The following is a 16,404-nucleotide window of genomic DNA, read 5'->3' on the forward strand; positions in this document are numbered from 1 at the left end:
TTTATATTATGACAAATTTAGAGAAGTACACAAACGTGTTTGTAGAAAATCTGCAGGTAACGGCAGATCAGTGTAAAGGCCTTCAGTACCAGGGAGTAGAACTTTGGGACTCTGTTGGTCACATGACTTTAGTTGCAGCTCTTGAGGATGCATTTGATATTATGCTTGAGACCGATGATATTGTTGATCTGTCATCGTTTGAAAAAGGAATGGAAATCCTCAAGAAATATGATGTTGAATTCTGATGGACGAGCTAGTATTAGATTACAATGACATATTGAGGGTACAGGTAAACAGGAACCCTTATTTGATGATAGATAAGGCCACGAAAGTGATTCCAGGTAAATTGGCATGTGGCTATAAAAATCTATCATTTAATGAGTGGTTCTTTCCTGTCCATTTCCCGGGAAACCCCTGTATGCCAGGTTTTTTACAGGCTGAGGCGTTAACACAAATGTGCGCTCTAACTATATTTACCTTAGAAGGAAATGAAGGAAAGATCGCTTTGCTTCTCTCATGTGAAAAACTTCGATTGTTTAACATGGTTCGACCTGGGGATAAATTAGATTTAGAAACAGAACTTATCTCTTATCGCCATGGCATTGCAAAAGGAAAGGGAAGAGCAACTGTTGACGGGAAATTAGTATGCTCTTGTGAGATGACTTTTACATTGTCAGATTCTGAAGAGCGGAAATCGCTAACACCTAAAGTTTAATCATATGAATACAAACCAAGGAAAAACGGTCTTGATTACCGGATGTAACAGAGGCATTGGTTTAGCTTTTCTGGATGCCTTTGCTGAATCAGGGGCAACGGTATTGGCTTGTGTTAGATCTAAGGATGGAGAATTTGTCCATCATTGTGATGAACTTTCTAAAAAGACTGGAACAGAAATAGTTGTTTTTACTGCAGATCTTTCTTCTGAAGATAGTATTAAAGCATTCATATCAGAGTTATACAAAACCAAACGTAAAGTTGATGTTCTTATCAATAATGCTGGTGTTGTAACTAAAGGGATTCTGCAAATGACGACATTACAGTCTATTAAGGATGTTTTCCAAATTAATTTCTTTGCACAAGTTCAGATTACACAAGGAGTAGCCAAGTTGATGATGCGTCAGAAATCGGGCGTAATTATCAATATGGCTTCGATTGGTGGTATTGATGCCTATCCTGCTTATACCAGTTATGGATGTAGTAAGGCAGCTGTGATTTATTTTACCAAGACAATGGCCCAGGAACTCGCTCCTTATGGAATACGGGTGAACGCTATTGCTCCGAGTATGGTTAAAACCCGTATGCAAGAACAGATGGGCGAGGAAGCGAATGAGGAAATCATGCGCAGAACCGCCTTAAAGCGTAATGCCGAGCCTGATGAGATAGCAAAGTTGGCTTTGTTCTTAGCATCTGATGATTCATCATTTATCACTGGTCAAGTATATAGAATTGATGGAGGGCTGAATTAATGGATAGTAACAAGATTAAACAATTAGCTCTTGATTTAAGAAAAGAAATTATAGAGTCTTCTTATGCAACCGGAAGAATTGGTGTTCACTATGGCCCTGCTCTTTCACTGGCTGATTATTTGGCTGTACTTTATGGTGGCGCAATGAACGTTGCCCCCAATAAGACAACTGATGAAAACAGAGATCGCTTTGTGTTGAGTAAAGGACATGCATATACTGCACTATATTCTGTTTTAAGTCTTTGTGGTTTTATTCCGGAGGGTGAATACCGTTCCAATTTTATGACTGATGGAGGTCGCTACCCCGCACATCCTATTAAGCAGCTGGATAGAGGAATAGAAAGTTCAACTGGTAGTCTTGGGATGGGGTTGTCCTTTGCAGTTGGTAAGGCACTGAATGCAAAAAGAAAAGGTTTATCATACACCACATACGTGGCCATGGGTGATGGCGAATGCAACGAAGGTAGCACTTTCGAGGCCTTTGTGTCAGCTGCTCAGTTTGGTCTAGATAACCTTGTGATATTTATAGATCATAACGGTTTGCAGCAGGACGGCACAACGAAGGAAATTATGAATATTCCTTTTGCTAATATGTTGAACGCCATTGGTTGCAATGCTGTTGAGATTGATGGTAATGATGTTGATGCAATCATTGCTGCTCTCGAATCTAGAAAAAAAGATGGTAAACCATTTGTCATTGTTGGCAAAACCACCAAGGGTAAGGGCATCTCTTTCATGGAAGGTGAGAACAAATGGCATCATGCTACATTGAGTGAAGAAGATTATCAAACAGCTATTAATGAATTAAACGCATAATTAACATGGATTACAATAGATTACAAATGAGAACGTGGTCCATGCTTGGAAAGCGTGGAACTTTTGGAACTGTTTTTTCTGAATTTGCTGAAGGAAGACAGAACACCATAGCGATGTCGGCTGATTTTACTAGATCCTCTGGGCTCGAGCGATTTAGTAAAGCTCACCCTGAACAGTTTATCAATGTTGGTATTGCTGAGCAGAATCTTCTTGGCGTCGCATCTGGTCTTGCCAGCGAGGGAAATAATGTTTTTGTGACATCATTTGCGGCTTTTATTGCGACCCGTTGCTATGAGCAGGTGAAAATTCACTGCGGATACATGAAGCATAATATCAAAGTTATTGGGCTGGCTTCAGGTTTTGGCGTTCAACAACAGGGCAATACCCATTATGGTCTTGATGACCTCTGTCTGATGCGTTCTATTCCAGGTTTGACCATTTTATCACCTGCTGATTCTACTGAAGTTGTAAAGGCCACAAAAGCCTTGATGGATTATGAAGGTCCAGTTTATCTGCGCCTGTGCGGTGAAGCTGGTGATCCGATGGTGTATAAAGAGGATTATGACTTCCAGATAGGTAAAGCCATTACACTACGTGAAGGTGCAGATGTGACTATTGTTGCTACAGGAACAATGGTATATCAGTCACTTCAAGCAGCTAAGGCACTCGCGGAAGAAGGCATTGAGTGTACCGTTGTTAATATGCACACCATTAAGCCTCTCGATAAGGATGCTATTGATAAGTATTGTCACGATTGCAAATTGGTGGTAACTGCTGAGGAAGGCTTTATTAGTGGTGGATTAGGTGCCGCTGTGGCAGAGGAAATTGTTCAGAGCGGCAAGCGTATCCCCCCGATGCAGATAATTGGATTGACTGAATTTCCGCACGCAGGCAGTTATAAGTATATGCTTGACCAGACAGGTTTGGATGCTGCTCATATTGCTGCCAGAATCAAAGAAGCATTGAAAGCTTAACTTAATGGATCTGTTCTCATTCGAGATTAACGGACATCATGTATTGGCCTACAGGAGCGTATATGCCCCTGTTAGGTCCAATATGTTTACATTATTATCTAGAAATGCTGCGGTGGTTTTTGATCCGAATGAGGATGAGGAACTGTTACAATTATTTAAAGATAAAGGAACAGAAAAAGTACACATTCTATTGACGCACGGCCATTATGACCACATTAGCGGAGTAGAATGGTTAAAAGAACATACGGGGGCGTCTGTCTTTTGTCAGGCTATGTGTGCAGACAGACTAGCCAACAGTAAGCGTCCCTTATCACGTTTGGTAGCTATGGTGTTAGCTGTAGAAGATATGAAAGATGGCGGACGCCGATACCAAGATTTTAAAGGCTCCTATAAGCCATTTACAATCAAAGCAGATATAACTTTCGACAAAGAGGCAGATATTAAAGTAGGAGAGTTTGAGTTTCATGTAACTTCAACTCCAGGACATAGCGAAGGTAGTTCTTGTTATCAGCTCTTTGATAAAATGGTTTTCACTGGTGATACGCTATTGAAAGAATATCCTGTGATATTAAAGTTCCCTGGTGGTAATAAGAAAGACTACGAGAGTAAAGCACTCCCTTTTTTACAGAGTTTGCCTAAGGACTGTATCATTATGCCAGGACATGGGGAACCATTTATTTTGAAAGAAACGAAAAACATTTGAATATGATGTTTGACTTAAATAAGTTTGCAAGTAACATTGCAGTTGAAACCGAGCATGGTAAGACATTAACCTACGCTCAATTAGAGAAAGATGCAAAGACAATAGCTGAGGTGATGAAACCTCGAAAATTCACCTTTTGCCTTTGTGAGAACACGCTAGGTAGTTTTGTTGGCTATGTGGCGTTTATGACGCATAATATTCCAACAGTATTGCTGGATGGCAGTAAGGATATGGACATTGTACTGAGCCTCGCTAAACATTATATGCCTGAGTATATATGGATACCGACGAAGAGAGTTGATGAATTAGGTCATGGTGTCCCTGTCATAACCTACGAAGATTATACGCTTATTAATTGGGCTGATACGAACTATGACATCCAACCAGACTTACTGTTATGTCTGACAACATCAGGAACAACAGGAAGTCCCAAACTTGTTAAACTTACAGAGAAAAATCTGAGAAGTAATGCCGAGTCGATTGCAGAGTATCTGAAGATAACGGAGAAGGAACGAGCAATTACATCCCTTCCGATGTACTATAGCTTTGGCATGTCGGTCATCAATAGCCATTTGATAAAAGGTGCGACTTTGTTGCTTACTGATAAGGCTGTAATACAAAGAGAGTTCTTAAACTTTTTGAAAGAAGGTAAGGCCACTTCTATAGCAGGTGTACCTTATACTTACGAGATGCTAAGAAGACTTAGATTCTTGAAAATGGATTTGCCAGAATTGAAAACCATGATACAGGCAGGAGGAAAGCTCAATGCGAATATCGTAAAGGAATATGTGGAATCAGCACAGGCTTCAGGTAAGGAGTTTATAGTTATGTATGGCCAGACTGAGGCAGCACCTCGTATGAGTTATCTGCCATTTGATAAGGCCTTGGAGAAATATGCCAGCATTGGTATTGCTATTCCTGGAGGTAAACTTTCTGTTCGTGATGTGAATGATCAGGAGATTACAACCCCTGATACCGATGGAGAATTGATTTATGAAGGTCCGAATGTATGCATGGGCTATGCCGAGTGCATAGAGGACTTGGCCAAGGGAGATGAAAACCATGGCGTTCTACATACTGGCGATGTTGCCAGATTTGATAATGATGGCTATTTCTATATCACAGGTCGAATGAAGCGGTTTGTGAAGGTATGGGGTAACCGCTGTAATTTGGATGCTACAGAACAGTTAGTGAAAGCAATTACCACCAGTTGCGCTTGTGTTGGTGTAGATGACAAGATTACAGTTTTTGTCACAGAGAGCGGATTGGAAGATAAAATCAAAGAATATCTCGTTGATAAAACAGGACTGAATATTAGAGCTTTTGATGTGAAGGTGGTGGATGAAATACCTACGCTACCTTCAGGAAAGCTAGATTATCAAACAATGCAAAAAATGATTTAAGATATGACACTAGAAGAATTATTGAATGTTGCCCCATACTCGATGGGCAAAGAAGAGAAACATGCAGTTCTGGATGAGTATTTGGTTAATCTTACCAAGTACCACTATGAGCATAGTGAGGAGTATCGCAAGATGCTGGATGGTACAGGCTTCGACATCAACAAAGTACAGCATTATGAAGACCTTCCGTACTTGCCGGTAAGCCTTTTCAAGGATCTTACATTAAGGAGTGTGGCAGAGGATGAGGTCATCAAGACCATGACTTCCTCTGGAACTACTGGTCAGAAGACTTCCAAAATCTATCTGGACCGTGAGACCTCTGCCAACCAGACCAAGACGCTCACCAAGATTGTGACCTCACTGTTGGGTAACAAACGTGTGCCCATGATTATCCTGGACTCCAGCAATGTGGTGAAGGATAGAAATATGTTCTCTGCCCGAGGAGCCGGTATCCTTGGTTTCTCTATGTTTGGCAGCAAGCGTATGTATGCGTTGGATGAGAATATGGAACTGGATATCGAGGGAATGAAAGCCTTTTTGGAGGAACACAAAGATGAGACCATCTTCCTCTTTGGTTTTACCTTCATGATCTGGCAGCACTTCTATAAGAAGTTGTTGGAAAGCGGATACAAACCTGACCTTTCCAAGGGTGTGTTGATTCACGGTGGAGGTTGGAAGAAACTGGTGGCAGAATCTGTCTCAACTGCTCAGTTCAAACAGTGCCTAAACGATGTCTGTGGTATTAAGGTGGAGAATGTTCACGACTACTACGGTATGGTGGAACAGACCGGTACAATCTATATTGAGTGTGAATGTGGTCACCTGCATGCTTCCAACTTCTCTGATATCATTATTCGTAACCCCAAGGACTTCAGTGTGGCCAAGAATGGTGAAACGGGAATCATTGAAGTGGTGAGCGTATTGCCTAAGAGCTATCCAGGCCATGTACTTTTGACCGAGGATGAAGGAGTTGTTCTAGGTGAGGATGATTGCCCTTGCGGACGTAAAGGCAAATATTTCCATATTCACGGACGTATTAAGAATGCTGAGATCCGTGGATGCTCTGATACCTATGCCGCCAAGTTCGGTAAACTGAGCGGGCTGGAGTTCGTGATAGGTGATGACAAGACCATTGAGCAGATGCCATCTGTGCCTGCATTGCCTCCGTTTGCAGAACCTGTTATTTCGTTCTTTAATGACCTTTCTAAATTAGTGATGCAGAGGGGACGTCAGTATTCCGATGTGATGACATTCGGATTCTGGTGCCGTAAGGGTGCTTTGATGAAAGAGAAGGAGCATTATCACGATATTGAACGCAGGTTGGGTCGTGGTATTGTGTTCCATAGCACCCCGAGTAACGTGCCTGTGAACTGTGCATTCAGTTTTGCCGCTGGTTTGCTGGCTGGTAATGCCAACATTGTACGTTTGCCGGCTAAGGACTTTCCGCAAGTACAGATTATCAGTGATTGTGTGCGTGAACTGCTGGAAACCACTCATAAGGATATGGCTCCGTACATCTGCTTTGTGAAGTATCCGCCTATCAAGGAGATTACCGACCTGTTCTCCGGCATGTGCCAGAGTCGTGTGGTTTGGGGTGGTGATGCAACCATTGCTGAAATTCGTCAGAGCCCTATACAGCCCAGAGCTAACGAAGTGAACTTTGCAGACCGTTACAGCTTCTCAGTATTGAATGCAGACGCATTCCTGTCTGCAGATGATCAAGATAAGGTGGTTCAGAACTTCTATAATGATACTTATTTCTCGGATCAGAATGCTTGTACTGCACCTCGAATCATTGTGTGGGTAGGGGAGAAGAAGACTGAGGCCAAGGAACTCTTCTGGAAGAAGGTGGTTGCATATGCTCAGGAGCATTACAATATTGCTCCTGTGCAGACCATAGGTAAGATCAATGCCTTGTATAAGGCTGCTGCTAATCTGAAGTTGGGTAAAGTGACTGTTGAACAGCCGTTGCTTACTCGCATCCAGGTTGATACATTAGCACCCGTACTAATGGATTACCGTTTCAATAGTGGTTTCTTCTATGAGTATGATGCCAAGTCATTAACTGACCTGCTGCCTATTGCAACAATCAAGAGCCAGACAGTTACGTACTATGGTTTGACTCGTGAGGAGATTATTAAGTTTGTGAACGAAGACCATCCACAGGGCGTGGATAGATTTGTGCCCCTGGGTGAATCCATGAATTTCACTTTGGTATGGGATGGATATGATTTAATTACGACACTCTCTAGAATCGTGAATATATTATAGAAAGTAATCAATACTCGGGTTCACGGCATCTTAGAATATGTTACGGGTAGTGCGCTTTGTTAATGAACTTATGACTTCTAATTGCTATGTGGTATTTGATGATCAAACAAAAGGTTGTGTGATTATAGACCCAGGTAGTGAGAAGTCGGAAAGAGAAATCGCATTTGTAAATACTAATCATCTGAAGTTAGATTATATTGTTATTACGCATGAACATACAGATCATAACTGGGGGGTAAACGCATTAATGAGTGAATTTCCAAATGCGCAGTTAATCAGTTCGGAGATATGCAGACAAAGGGCGAAGAAGACAAATAAGATGTATTTTTTGCTCTACTATGACGACCCCGACTATCGGTATGTGCTGAATGAACCAGACATCGTGATTAAAGATGATATGAGTCACATCACGTGGAATAATCAGAACGTGACATTTATAATGACGCCAGGACATAGCTTTGGTTCCATGTGTATCAAGATAGGTGACATGCTTTTTACTGGAGATACCATTATGCCTTATAAGCCATATTTTAACGGCAGGGACAGTAACCTAGACGACTGGGAGACTTCAGTTGAGAAGATTGGGATGATGCTACCTGAAGACACAATCGTATATCCTGGACATGGAGAGAAACTGTCATTGAGTGAGTGGCTGGAACAATATAGGTAAGGGTACGTAATTTTAAGAAACGGCTAAATTGAAGATAGAATACTTTGTATAATGAGATAATTAAAGCTTCTTGATACAACGTGGAAGAGTCAATTAAAACGTATCTTCAGTCTCTACAGCGAGAAATACCTTCATGTGTCTTTGAGGGTTTATTGTCGATGTTGGTGTTAGGTGGAGTAATCGCACTCATAATCAAAGGTTTTAAGAGAGGATACAGATATTTATTAGAAATACTTTTAGTTGAATATGTGTTCTTGATTTATTGCTCTACTGTCTTTTTCAGAACAACAAATGAATTCCATAAATATAACTTTTCACCATTCTGGAGTTATGCTGTGTCATCGGATGGCTGTATTTTCACTCCGGATAAGTTTATGAATATACTGATATTTATTCCTGTTGGATTACTTATTGGAATTACTTTTCGTTCGGTCAATTGGTGGAAAGCAATGATAGCCGGAATTGTGATATCATCAGGAATAGAGCTTTTACAGTTATTACTGAGAAGAGGGATGTCTGAGCTTGACGATGTGTTTCATAATACGATAGGGTGTCTGATAGGGTGTGGATTAGCAAGCGTGATATTGAGATTCGTTAATATAAAGAATAAGTGTTATGGGAGTGAACGATAGAGAAGTTTTAGACTACTGAAAGTTCACATAGATAACAAAGAAAGCACAGATGGTTCACGATAACGCTGACCTTAACCTTGGTCGGGGCCACACAGGGATCGCTCTGAGTGAACATGGATTGCTATAAAAGCATGACAATACGCCATCATGGGAGAGTTCTTATATAAGATTACGTAGGAAGTGGCGTTAAAACAAAGCCACCAGTAAGGGTGTCAACTAACTGGTGGCAAAGTAAAGAGAATAATAAGAATAATCGCCTCAACCCTCGTAGCTATGGTGCAAGCATAGCTATGAGGTGGCGGGATTAGCGGGACTCGGCATGAACCAACTCGGTGTCAACGTAGAATTCGTCAGTACGCTGGTTACAGCCTCTGCAAAGCGGAGTAATATAGTGACTGTCGTCGTTGGCACCAACCTTCTTGACATGTGCGCCAACAAGATTGTCTCTACCTTTGACTGTACAGTCAGTAGCTCCACAATGATCAGCAGTTTTGCCAGTCTTGCCTTCCCAAAACTCCAGCCAAGTGTCGTAGCCCTTAGGCTGCTTGTCTGAAGTGTTGTTTAAGTTCTTAACTTTTACCATTGCTTCAATCTTTAGTTAATAAATTGGCTTCAACCAGAGAGCGTGGCCTAATTCATCGCACAGAGAAATAGGAACTTGCCAGCGGTGTTATCGTTATGCTGAGAACGGGAGTGCTTTTCATTATGTCCTCCGTAGGTGGTTGTGGCAAACGGTGTGCCAAATAGTTAATCCAGCTCAATTAATGTAAGAAATTGCAAAATTGTCGGTGCTATGGCAAACGAATGTTCAATTTGTGTCAAAATGGCATGAGGATTGGGAATGACAGTAAATAAAACCTATACCCAAACATGAACAGTCGATTACAATGGTTATTTAAGCGGGGGAACGGGGGGACAGGTACCTGTTTCACAAATAATAGGAGTCAGCATTAATCAATAGTTGAGCAATGCCAAGGCGAGCGAGAAAGCATCAGGAACTGACGATGGCTGATGTTTGAAGGTTGATGGAAGATATAAAAGCTAAGGAGTAAGATGAAACTCATAGATAAACAATTGATAGATGACGTAAGTATGCAGGCAAAACAGTCTGATAGGTTGAGGATGAATCACAACTTTCATCAAAGTCTTGATGAGAAGTGCCATCGCTTCCTGAATGCAGTTGAGCCAGGAACCAAGGTTGAGATTCATCGTCATCCGACGAAAGACGAGTCGTTTGTGCTACTTCGTGGTAGAGTGAAGGTAACCACCTACCATGATGATGGTACAGTGATAAAGAGTGTAGTGCTCTGTCCAGAGGAAGGACTCTATGGGGTGGACATACCCAAGAATGTCTGGCATAATGTGGAATGCTTGGAGTCAGGAAGCGTGTTCTTTGAATGTAAGGAAGGTCCGTTTGTGCCGCATGAGGAAGAAGGCGTGATGCGCCTTCAACGATAACGATCAGGTCACACAGATAATACGGAAAGCACAGAAATAGAGAGACTGAATAGACATGAATATATTTGAGATACAACAGTCCAAGCAGGACAAAGAGTTCGTGATGAAAAACGGCTCTTTGGAGTTTGAGGTGTTTGCAGATATTCTGAAAACAGCGGAGGACATTCCTTATATCGGATCCCTGTTCAAATTGGGCAAGGTGGCGGTTAACTACATGGACTATAGATTCGTGAGGAAGTTGCACTTCTTTCTTGAACAGTCGGAGAGTGTGGAGCCAGAAAAGAAAGAGAAGTTTCTGAATAGTCTCTCTCTAGATGATAATAAAAGGATAAACAGCTATCTTACACAGTTGCTTTATTCATCGGAAGAGGATGGTAAGGCAATGTTGATGGGAAAGATATACCGTAGTAGGTTGATGGAGGAGATAGACAACGATATGATGTTACGGCTATGTTCTATAGTTAACAAGGCTTTCTTGCCGGATCTTGAGCACCTGCGCGAATATGTTGAAGACAACAGTAGTTATGATTATGTCAGAGATAATTTGAACTCGCTTGGCTTATTACGTAACTTAGGAGGTACATATCAGAAAGAAAATGGCGAATGGGCTGGTGTAGGATTTGGTCCTGCAATACACCGATTAAATGATGTCGGCAATGAATTGCTGAGAATAATGTTAACGTAGGGGGGCTTGAGTTTTAATTTGATATGAACACCCTTAGGTTGTAGGGCTCAATATCGTCAATATTAACAGTTTACAAAATGAATAATTATAAGGGTTAACGGTCTTGATGGTCAGGCGCGTACCTTGAGAGCATTCATGAAATGCCATGAAAGTACGAGATGTGGGTTCGATTCCCACTTGACCCTCTGATAAAATATGGGATTAGTATTAAAAAAGAGTTTGGCATATAGCCTGTTAAAGAAAAGAATTGGCCAGGCCAATCATTTTTTGATTACCATTCTTGTTGGACTCGACGAAGTCAGTAAAGGAAATGCAAAGAAATCGGCTACACTTGATGCGAAATGGGACCCAAAAGATGTGAAGGTTTCTGCGTCGAGGAGTAGAACATATGCTTTGAATTCGTCGCTTGCGTGGATAGTTGACAATTTTGATTCATACGTGCAGAATTGCAAGCGCAAACCAAGTTTTATCGAAAACAATGAGCTGCGAAGAGCCTTGGATAGTGCAGATCGCCGGGTAAATGAGAAATTTGAAGTGTTATACAATAGATACAAGGCTACTGGCGATTTGAAGTTGTATGGGGCATTGATAGCATTGGGTATTCAATGGAGAAATGTAACTACACATTCTGGAGGTGACAATGTGCTAGATAATGAATATGAAGGTATATTGCAAGAGAATAAAGATTGGTATACAAACAATTTCTGCCACTTGGATGTGGATAAAGCACAGGATAGTTTTAATAAACGAAAAAATCCGTCGTTGAAAGAGGTGGCCTCTATAATTAAATCTGTATTACGTTTCGTAGAAATTGTAGATAAAGAACTAATAAAGGAAATTGATGTCGAGAGATATGTTAAGGATTTACTAGATAAACATTACCCCAAGGAGAGTAAAGAAAGGAGATTGTTTGCAAATCAAACCAGAGAGCATCAGTTATCAAAAATAAAACAATTATTGCTGAATAGTGGATTTGTGTATGAAGAAGGTGACGGTCTCCTGGTGGACAATGAATTTCTGACGAAGTACATGGGTGATATAAAATGTCAAGTCAGTGTATAGATGGCGAGATCAAAAGATAAATTGAGAAACCTATTAAAACTATTTATATGACTAAGTACGAAATACTCACAAATATACTTGCTGGGATTATCAGCGAAGCACCAGAAAAGTATTCTAAACTTTATGAGAAGGATACGACCAAGACAGAACAGTATTACAACTCTCTGTCACGAGCGTTTATTCATCTTTTCTTGAAGGTGCGTTTTGATTTGACCGATTTTGAAGAACGCGAACATTTTATTACTGATGGCGGCAATGATGGTGGTATTGATGGCTACTATATAGATTCTGAACACAAGGAAATATTCCTTTTCCAATCAAAGTTCCGCGCGAACGAAAATAATTTCCATGACAAGGAAATTTCTATGAAGGAACTTCTTTCAATGGATATTGAACGTATTCTTAGTGGAGAGACTAAGGATGAGAAAGGAATTGATTATCGCGGAAAGATATATCAATTGCAGCGAGAAATTAGTGAAATACCCGACATCCCTCGTTATACATATAGGGTAATCATCTTTGCAAATCTTAAAGAGGTGTCGGATACGGAACTCAAGCGGTTGACTGGGGGCTACAAGGTAGAAGTGATAGATTACCAGAAATGCTATTCTGATTTTGTCTTTCCTATAATATCTGGAACTTATTATAGTAAGTCGGATTTGATGATTCAGATTGATTTGAGTAACAAAATGGCTAGTAAAATTAGCTATACGGTAGATACTTCCATTGGCGACTGTGATATTACTGTGCTGTTTGTGCCAACTGTTGAGGTGGGACGTTTTATGTCGAAGTATAAGAATTCTATATTGAAGTTTAATCCTCGTAGCTATCTAGGGTTTAAGGCTCAAGACGTCAATCGCCAGATAGCAGATTCTGTGATCCAAAAGAAAACGAATGAATTCGCGCTTTTCAATAATGGTATCACACTTCTTTCTGAAGAGACTTTCATCAATGAGCATGTAGCAAACAAAGGAGTTGCCAAGCTTATTGTAAAGAACCCTCAAATCATCAATGGTGGTCAGACTTCTTTCACATTGAGCCGTTTGTATGAAGATAACAGCGACAAGAGTATCTTTGACAAAAAGGAAGTGCTTCTGAAGGTCATTACTCTACCACCGGATGCCACGGACAAAGAAAAACTAATAGAAGAAATTTCTAATGCAACGAATCATCAGACACCAGTTGGTCCGTCTGACCGCCTGTCTAACATGGATGAACAGGTATACCTACAACAATGTCTTTATGATCGTTTTGGAGTGTTGTATGAGCGTAAACGTGGAGAATATTCTGATGGTATCGCAAAAGGATACATCCGAGAAGATGACATCATAGATCGTAGTCTTTTCATTAAGATTTACTACACTCTACAGAATAAGGTTTCCAGTTCAAAGGCAAAGAAATTGTTTGTTACTCATAAATGGACGCGTGAAGCCATAGATGATGATAAAAGAATAATGGCCACGATATTCGGTTGTAAAAGCTATAAGAAATTATTCTCGCTTTCTAAAGCTAACAATTCTGACTTGGATATGCTGGCAAAGGTAAAGGCCATGGTGCTTCTTTTCCAACCTGAGAATATTTCAGATTTCGATGATGCCATTAGTAGATATGCTCCTCATGTTATTTTTTCATGGCCTTCTTTCTTGGAGCAAAATTCAGATAAAGTATATCAAAAGACCACGGTGATAGATATGAATAAAGAAGTGAGAGTTGTTTATAAGCGTGTTCGAGCAAAGATGCGCTCATGGATTAACTCTGTGGAGTTTGAAAAGAGTGCGCGTAGCTTTTTTTAACTATGATAGAGATTCATTTTTGAACTTGAAAAATGTTCGTGCCATATTATATTGCCTATGAAATAATGCGATTTACATATACATACAATTAAGGGTGTTTCTGACAGGGAATTTGTGTTCAGTATGAATGTCCTTAAGGAATATGTAGAAAAGATGCATATAGACGTTATAGCCATTACAAACCATGATTTGTTTGACTATAATAATTATATGGTAATTCAAAGAGAACTGCCTGATACTATTGTATTACCTGGAATAGAAGTAGATTTGGAAAAAGGACATATCTTGGTTATTGCAGATAACAAAGATGATGTAATTTACGAATTCATTTCAAAGTGTGATGCTGTTAAGGAGATGATAAGAACAGAGCACGATAGTATTCCATTAGACGATTTCTGCCAAATATTTGGAGATTTGAATAATTATCTGTTGATTCCTCACTATGATAAAACCCCTTCTTTAACCCAACCAGTATTAGATCAATTGAGTGACTATATCCAAGCAGGGGAGGTGACTAGTATCAAAAAGTTTCTTTCGATGCAAAAAAGTCCTGAGGAGAGGCTAACACCGGTATTGTTTAGTGACTTTAGATGTGAAGAAATGGTCGAAGGAGCACCGCTGCCAGTAAGGCAAACCTTTCTTGATATAAATGAAGTGAGTGTAGGCGCATTGAAGTTGTGTTTGCAAGATAAAAACAAGGCAACTCTTTCTGAGAAAGATGGAAATAAATTGTTTCAAGTTTTTGACGATGGTCAGATGTTGTCAACAGGTTTAAATATTATGTATGGTAAAAGATCTACAGGCAAGAGCTTTACCATGGATAAAATATACGAAATCTATGGCGAAAGAGCTAAATACATTGAACAATTTGACTTGTTAAATAAAGGCCAGGAGTATGGCAAAGAACAATTTGTAAGCGACCAGAAAATACGGTTGGAAAGCAAGGTGGCTGAGTATTTTAAGCCTTTTAAAGATATTGTCGACAAGATAATTCTGTTACCTTCATCACATAGCGATGAAACAGAAGTGGAAAACTATCTGAATGCTTTGATGAAGAAAGCGGAGATGGAGAATCAGAATGATATATACTCGAATACCAAGTTATATGAAGAAACGAGTTTTGGACTTAGTGCGAATGATGATCTTAAAAAACTGATTGAAGCTGTTAAACTGTTGTTGGAATCTGGCTCTTATAGAGAACTTATTGACAAACATCTAGATAAAAACTCATTAACACTATTACTCAAGGAACTTGTAGACTTGTACAGGGAAAGAAGTTATGAGAACGTATTGAAACAATTAACTAATAGTATTATGTCGGCAGTAAAAGCCGATTTGACGCTATATTCTGCAATTCCTCCCGTTCCTGACATTGATTTGTATTCAATTGTTTTAAGAGGTGAGCAACGGAAATGCTTTGAAAAGATTGCAAATAGCGTAAAAAGCAATGGTGACATTTATTCGGAAAATAAGGGGCGTTTTACTATTAAGGTTTGCAAACGGCCTTATCTTAATGCTTCAGATATAAAAAAAGGCATTGGTACTAGTACACCTCTCTCTGGGATATATTCGTATTATCAGAGGCCAATAGTGTATTTGGAAAAACTAAAAGAGTATGGAGTGGAGAGCTCCTCAATACATAAAGCTTTTGCTGGCGTTGACTATGTAGTTTTGAATGATGATGGGCTAGAAGTTTCTGGAGGAGAACGCTCTGAATTTGTTTTTATTCAAAAAATTCAAGATGCGCAGTTGTATGATATATTGTTGATTGATGAGCCAGAATCATCATTTGACAATGTGTTCCTTAATAACCAAATTAATGGTTTTATTAAGAAGATGTCTGATATAATGCCGGTGGTTGTTTCAACACACAATAGCACTATAGGAAGATCTATTCAACCCGACTATATTATATATGCTGAGAAAAAGGTTGAAGATGGTGCGCGGGTTTTTAGAAGATATAGCGGCTTCCCTGGTGACAAGAAGCTTGTTGCTGTTGATGGTAGTGAAATAAGCAATTTTGACGTTACCTTGAATAGCTTGGAGGCAGGTGCTGATGTTTATGATAAAAGGAAAGAGATATATGAAGTACTTAAGAGTAGATAATAGAAAAGGCCAATTCCTTAAGGATGATAATTGGGTGGACATTACATCGCTTGGGAAAGACGATTTATTGAGAATGGTAAGGGCTGCCCTTGAGGATGATCTATTTGAAATTGATGAATATGACGAGGACGCTTTACCAAATCCTGCTCATAAAATTATCTATAAACATGTGTGTCAGCAGCTGACTGATATACATGCTCGAAGAAATGAGTATCAGGAAGCAAGGAGAAATCTTTTTAAGGATGCATATGAGCAATACTGTATGGATATATAGAATTATTTTTTCTATGGAGAACTGGAAAAAACTATGAAGGCTTGGACTATAAGAAGCACTACGAGGTGCTGAATCGTCGGGGGCGCAAATAA

General features: G+C 39.9%; 17 protein-coding genes and 1 tRNA gene. 17 read left to right on the forward strand and 1 reads right to left on the reverse strand.

The genetic code is table 11. The features are described from left to right. The first annotated feature begins 8 nt into the window (after window positions 1-8). From BM257_RS12785 to BM257_RS15335, 10 genes are all read left to right on the forward strand, one after another. On the forward strand, window positions 9-245 hold the full coding sequence (locus BM257_RS12785; RefSeq protein WP_092073416.1) for an acyl carrier protein: 237 nt from the start codon (window positions 9-11) through the stop codon (window positions 243-245). Continuing rightward, complete coding sequence (gene fabZ, locus BM257_RS12790) at window positions 245-715, forward strand: 3-hydroxyacyl-ACP dehydratase FabZ (RefSeq protein ID WP_092073419.1); 471 nt, start codon at window positions 245-247, stop codon at window positions 713-715. The genes BM257_RS12785 and fabZ overlap by 1 nt, the downstream gene beginning before the upstream one ends. 4 nt (window positions 716-719) lie before the next feature. Continuing rightward, on the forward strand, window positions 720-1,466 hold the full coding sequence (locus BM257_RS12795) for an SDR family NAD(P)-dependent oxidoreductase (RefSeq protein WP_092073422.1): 747 nt from the start codon (window positions 720-722) through the stop codon (window positions 1,464-1,466). Next, window positions 1,466-2,281, forward strand: coding sequence for a transketolase (locus BM257_RS12800; protein ID WP_092073425.1), 816 nt, complete (start codon window positions 1,466-1,468; stop codon window positions 2,279-2,281). The genes BM257_RS12795 and BM257_RS12800 overlap by 1 nt, the downstream gene beginning before the upstream one ends. Window positions 2,282-2,286: 5 nt before the next feature. Then, entirely contained in the window at window positions 2,287-3,255 is a 969-nt protein-coding gene (locus tag BM257_RS12805) for a transketolase family protein (protein ID WP_092073428.1), read from the forward strand. Window positions 3,256-3,337: 82 nt separating this feature from the next. Next, entirely contained in the window at window positions 3,338-3,958 is a 621-nt protein-coding gene (locus tag BM257_RS12810) for an MBL fold metallo-hydrolase (protein WP_177216123.1), read from the forward strand. A gap of 2 nt (window positions 3,959-3,960) precedes the next feature. Further along, the gene (locus tag BM257_RS12815; RefSeq protein ID WP_255405832.1) at window positions 3,961-5,361 is read left to right on the forward strand and encodes an AMP-binding protein; all 1,401 of its coding nucleotides are present in this window, start codon (window positions 3,961-3,963) and stop codon (window positions 5,359-5,361) included. Window positions 5,362-5,364: 3 nt separating this feature from the next. After that, entirely contained in the window at window positions 5,365-7,632 is a 2,268-nt protein-coding gene (locus BM257_RS12820) for a LuxE/PaaK family acyltransferase (protein ID WP_092073434.1), read from the forward strand. Window positions 7,633-7,702: 70 nt separating this feature from the next. Beyond that, window positions 7,703-8,302: an MBL fold metallo-hydrolase gene (locus BM257_RS12825; RefSeq protein WP_177216124.1), complete on the forward strand. Its 600-nt coding sequence runs from the start codon at window positions 7,703-7,705 to the stop codon at window positions 8,300-8,302. Window positions 8,303-8,460: 158 nt separating this feature from the next. Then, window positions 8,461-8,934: a VanZ family protein gene (locus BM257_RS15335; RefSeq protein ID WP_369821326.1), complete on the forward strand. Its 474-nt coding sequence runs from the start codon at window positions 8,461-8,463 to the stop codon at window positions 8,932-8,934. A gap of 304 nt (window positions 8,935-9,238) precedes the next feature. Here the strand turns inward: BM257_RS15335 and BM257_RS12835 are convergent, their stop codons facing one another. Next, window positions 9,239-9,517 carry a hypothetical protein gene (locus tag BM257_RS12835; protein ID WP_092073443.1) on the reverse strand — a complete coding sequence of 93 codons (279 nt, stop codon included), beginning with the start codon at window positions 9,515-9,517 and terminating at the stop codon, window positions 9,239-9,241. 470 nt (window positions 9,518-9,987) lie between these two features. Here BM257_RS12835 and BM257_RS12840 point away from each other — a divergent pair, with 470 nt between their 5' ends. The 7 genes from BM257_RS12840 to BM257_RS12865 all read left to right on the forward strand — a co-directional run bounded on the left by BM257_RS12840 (window position 9,988) and on the right by BM257_RS12865 (window position 16,312). Continuing rightward, a complete protein-coding gene (locus BM257_RS12840) occupies window positions 9,988-10,392 on the forward strand; it encodes a WbuC family cupin fold metalloprotein (protein ID WP_092073446.1) in 405 nt (134 codons plus the stop codon). 55 nt (window positions 10,393-10,447) lie between these two features. After that, window positions 10,448-11,077: a hypothetical protein gene (locus BM257_RS12845; protein ID WP_092073449.1), complete on the forward strand. Its 630-nt coding sequence runs from the start codon at window positions 10,448-10,450 to the stop codon at window positions 11,075-11,077. A gap of 91 nt (window positions 11,078-11,168) precedes the next feature. Beyond that, window positions 11,169-11,262, forward strand: a tRNA-OTHER gene (locus BM257_RS14965). Window positions 11,263-11,272: 10 nt separating this feature from the next. Then, entirely contained in the window at window positions 11,273-12,139 is an 867-nt protein-coding gene (locus BM257_RS12850) for a hypothetical protein (protein ID WP_092073452.1), read from the forward strand. A 47-nt stretch (window positions 12,140-12,186) separates the two neighbouring features. Continuing rightward, entirely contained in the window at window positions 12,187-13,932 is a 1,746-nt protein-coding gene (locus tag BM257_RS12855; RefSeq protein WP_092073455.1) for an AIPR family protein, read from the forward strand. A gap of 123 nt (window positions 13,933-14,055) precedes the next feature. Further along, a complete protein-coding gene (locus BM257_RS12860) occupies window positions 14,056-16,038 on the forward strand; it encodes a phosphotransferase (RefSeq protein ID WP_255405833.1) in 1,983 nt (660 codons plus the stop codon). Beyond that, window positions 16,016-16,312, forward strand: a complete 297-nt coding sequence (locus tag BM257_RS12865) for a hypothetical protein (protein ID WP_143096859.1) — start codon at window positions 16,016-16,018, stop codon at window positions 16,310-16,312. The genes BM257_RS12860 and BM257_RS12865 overlap by 23 nt, the downstream gene beginning before the upstream one ends. Window positions 16,313-16,404: the final 92 nt, after the last annotated feature.

The sequence above is a fragment of the Prevotella sp. tf2-5 genome, assembly GCF_900115435.1.
Classification (GTDB): domain Bacteria; phylum Bacteroidota; class Bacteroidia; order Bacteroidales; family Bacteroidaceae; genus Prevotella.

Coding starts and splice junctions, on each gene's coding strand:
- BM257_RS12845 (WP_092073449.1), top strand. CDS start 10,448: ATGAATATATTTGAGATACAACAGTCCAAGCAGGACAAAGAGTTCGTG.
- BM257_RS12840 (WP_092073446.1), top strand. CDS start 9,988: ATGAAACTCATAGATAAACAATTGATAGATGACGTAAGTATGCAGGCA.
- BM257_RS15335 (WP_369821326.1), top strand. CDS start 8,461: ATGTTGGTGTTAGGTGGAGTAATCGCACTCATAATCAAAGGTTTTAAG.
- fabZ (WP_092073419.1), top strand. CDS start 245: ATGGACGAGCTAGTATTAGATTACAATGACATATTGAGGGTACAGGTA.
- BM257_RS12835 (WP_092073443.1), bottom strand. CDS start 9,517: ATGGTAAAAGTTAAGAACTTAAACAACACTTCAGACAAGCAGCCTAAG.
- BM257_RS12795 (WP_092073422.1), top strand. CDS start 720: ATGAATACAAACCAAGGAAAAACGGTCTTGATTACCGGATGTAACAGA.
- BM257_RS12805 (WP_092073428.1), top strand. CDS start 2,287: ATGGATTACAATAGATTACAAATGAGAACGTGGTCCATGCTTGGAAAG.
- BM257_RS12860 (WP_255405833.1), top strand. CDS start 14,056: ATGAATGTCCTTAAGGAATATGTAGAAAAGATGCATATAGACGTTATA.
- BM257_RS12825 (WP_177216124.1), top strand. CDS start 7,703: ATGACTTCTAATTGCTATGTGGTATTTGATGATCAAACAAAAGGTTGT.
- BM257_RS12810 (WP_177216123.1), top strand. CDS start 3,338: ATGTTTACATTATTATCTAGAAATGCTGCGGTGGTTTTTGATCCGAAT.
- BM257_RS12865 (WP_143096859.1), top strand. CDS start 16,016: ATGAAGTACTTAAGAGTAGATAATAGAAAAGGCCAATTCCTTAAGGAT.
- BM257_RS12800 (WP_092073425.1), top strand. CDS start 1,466: ATGGATAGTAACAAGATTAAACAATTAGCTCTTGATTTAAGAAAAGAA.
- BM257_RS12855 (WP_092073455.1), top strand. CDS start 12,187: ATGACTAAGTACGAAATACTCACAAATATACTTGCTGGGATTATCAGC.
- BM257_RS12815 (WP_255405832.1), top strand. CDS start 3,961: ATGATGTTTGACTTAAATAAGTTTGCAAGTAACATTGCAGTTGAAACC.
- BM257_RS12785 (WP_092073416.1), top strand. CDS start 9: ATGACAAATTTAGAGAAGTACACAAACGTGTTTGTAGAAAATCTGCAG.
- BM257_RS12820 (WP_092073434.1), top strand. CDS start 5,365: ATGACACTAGAAGAATTATTGAATGTTGCCCCATACTCGATGGGCAAA.
- BM257_RS12850 (WP_092073452.1), top strand. CDS start 11,273: ATGGGATTAGTATTAAAAAAGAGTTTGGCATATAGCCTGTTAAAGAAA.